Annotated in this window: 3 protein-coding genes; 2 read left to right on the forward strand and 1 reads right to left on the reverse strand. The window is 71.2% G+C overall.

The genetic code is table 11. The annotated features are described in order from the left end of the window. Positions 1-1148, reverse strand: a 1148-nt coding sequence (gene dnaG / locus Q0L54_RS11040; RefSeq protein WP_296668081.1) for a DNA primase, incomplete at its 3' end; no start/stop codon positions are given. A gap of 115 nt (positions 1149-1263) precedes the next feature. On the opposite strand from dnaG, the gene Q0L54_RS11045 reads away from it, so the two are divergent. After that, positions 1264-1731 (forward strand): hypothetical protein, encoded by a 468-nt coding sequence (locus Q0L54_RS11045; RefSeq protein ID WP_296668083.1) that lies wholly within the window; start codon positions 1264-1266, stop codon positions 1729-1731. Then, complete coding sequence (locus Q0L54_RS11050; RefSeq protein WP_296668084.1) at positions 1731-2153, forward strand: hypothetical protein; 423 nt, start codon at positions 1731-1733, stop codon at positions 2151-2153. Before Q0L54_RS11045 ends, Q0L54_RS11050 begins: the two co-directional genes overlap by 1 nt. Positions 2154-2256: the final 103 nt, after the last annotated feature.

Consider the following 2256-nt stretch of genomic DNA (forward strand, 5'->3'; position numbering starts at 1 on the left):
AACAGCGGCAGCCGGCGGTCCATGAGGGCGCGCACCGCCTCATCGCCGTCGCGCTGCCGGATGTCGCACGGGTCGAGGCCCTCCGGATCCACCGCGACGAAGGTCTGGGCGAGGAACTGCTGGTCGAGCCCAAAGGACTTGAGGGCCGCGTTCTGGCCCGCCTCGTCGCCGTCGAACGTGAAGATCACCTTCGCGCCCGAGGAGCCCACCTTCAGCTGGGCCTGGCCCGTGTCGCCCATGAGCCGCCGCACCACCTTGACGTGGTCCTCGCCGAACGCGGTGCCGCACGTCGCCACCGCGTTGGTGACGCCGGCGAGGTGACACGCCATGACATCCGTGTAGCCCTCGACCACCACCACGGTGCGCTCCTGACGGATCGCCCCCTTGGCCAGGTCGATGCCGTAGAGCACGTGGGCCTTCTTGTAGAGCTGCGTCTCCGGGGTGTTGAGGTACTTGGGGCCCTGGTCGTCCTCGTGAAGGCGGCGCGCGCCGAAGCCGATGACGTCGCCCGTGACCTCGCGAATGGGCCACACGAGCCGCCCCCGGAACCTGTCGTACACGCCGCGCTGACCCTCGGACACGAGCCCCGAGGCCTTGAGCTCGGGCTCGGTGAAGCCGGAGCGGCGCAGGTGCTCCGTGAGCGAGGACCATCCCTGCGGCGCGTAGCCGCAGCCGAACGTCTCGGCGGCCACCCGGTCGAAGCCGCGCTCCCGCAGGAAGTCGCGCGCGATGCGCGCGTCGGGGCCGTCCAGCTGCCCCACGTAGAACTCCGCGGCCACCCGATGGGCCTCGAGCAGACGCCGCCGCATCCCGGCCCCCGACTCCGAGGTGCGCGGGCCTCCGGACTCGTAGCGCAGCGTGACGCCCGCGCGATCCGCGAGGTACTCGACCGCCTCCGAGAACGGCAGCCCGTCCATGCGCATCACGAACTCGATGACGTCCCCGCCCTCGCCGCACCCGAAGCAGTGCCACCGCCCGGCCGCCGGTCGCACGTGGAAGGAGGGCGAGCGCTCGTCGTGGAACGGGCACAGGCCCTTGAGCGAGCCCACGCCGGCGGGCTTCAGCGACACGTGCTGGCCCACGATCTCCTCAAGGGGGGCGCGCTCGCGGACAGCCGCGATGTCATCCCTGTTGATCGTGCCCGCCACGCGCTCAGAGTACCCGCGTGGACACCCGGCCCCCGCATCGTCCCCACCCGGGGTGCGGGGTGCTCGCGCGACCCGCGATAGGCTGGTTGGGCACCCCACGAAAGGACTGGCTGCTGTGAGAGTGGACGCATTCCTCGCCGACTCGGCTGAGGTCGTGCAGAACAAGATCTACGCGCTGGGTGCGGGGTGGAACATCATCTTCGTCCGGGGCTTCCCTGCCGTGCATCGTCGCCTGTCGGTAGGCGCCGTGGTCCACGTCCCCTTCACGGAGACCAACCGTCCCCACAACTTCGAGCTCAAGCTCCTCACGGAGGATGGCATCGAGTACCCGATCGGCGTGCGCCCCGACGCCGAGGGCAAGGCCTCCCCCGTGCGCGCCATGGGTGGCGACTTCACCGTGGGCCGCCCGGCGCACCTGGTCGACGGCGACGAGCAGGTTGCCAGCTTCGCCTTCACCATCGACGGCCTGCGCTTCGACAAGCCCCGCCTGTTCTCCTGGGTCATCAGCGTCGACGGCGAGGAGATGACGCGACTGCCGATGCGCGTGCAGCAGGCGGTTCAGCAGGGTTCCCAGCAGGGATAGTGGACGTCTACACCGGGGTGATCTACCCCCTGGTGCTGGCGGCGAGCGGGGTGCTCGCGCTGGCCGGCATCGTGACCCTGATCTGGCCGCGCGCGCACCGCGTGATGCGCGTGGCGGTCGCGGCGACCTACGCGGCCGTCACCGTCCACCTCATCGCCGTCGTGGTGCTGCTGGTCTCCGGCAACCCCGCGGGGCTGGTCCTGACGCTCGGCTACCTACTGGCGTCCCTCGCACTGCTGCCCCTGCTGGGGATAGGCCGGCTGGGTACGCCCGAGGCGGCGGCCGCCGATCCGGACCCCAACCGTCCCGTGCTCGCCCCCGACCAGATCGCCAGGGTGGACGCGGCGGCCGGGCTGATCATCGCGGCCGCCCTCGCCGTGCTCGCATGGCGCGTGCTCACCATCCTCGAGGCCGCCGCGTGAACCCCGTCGCCCGCATCGCACTCGTGGTCGCCTACGCAGTGCTGGGCCTCGCGGCGCTGGGACGCTCCTCGGTCCAGATCTCGACCAAGCTGTCCGAAGCCCC

Origin of the sequence: Demequina sp., assembly GCF_024642165.1 — a bacterium.
Lineage (GTDB): Bacteria > Actinomycetota > Actinomycetes > Actinomycetales > Demequinaceae > Demequina.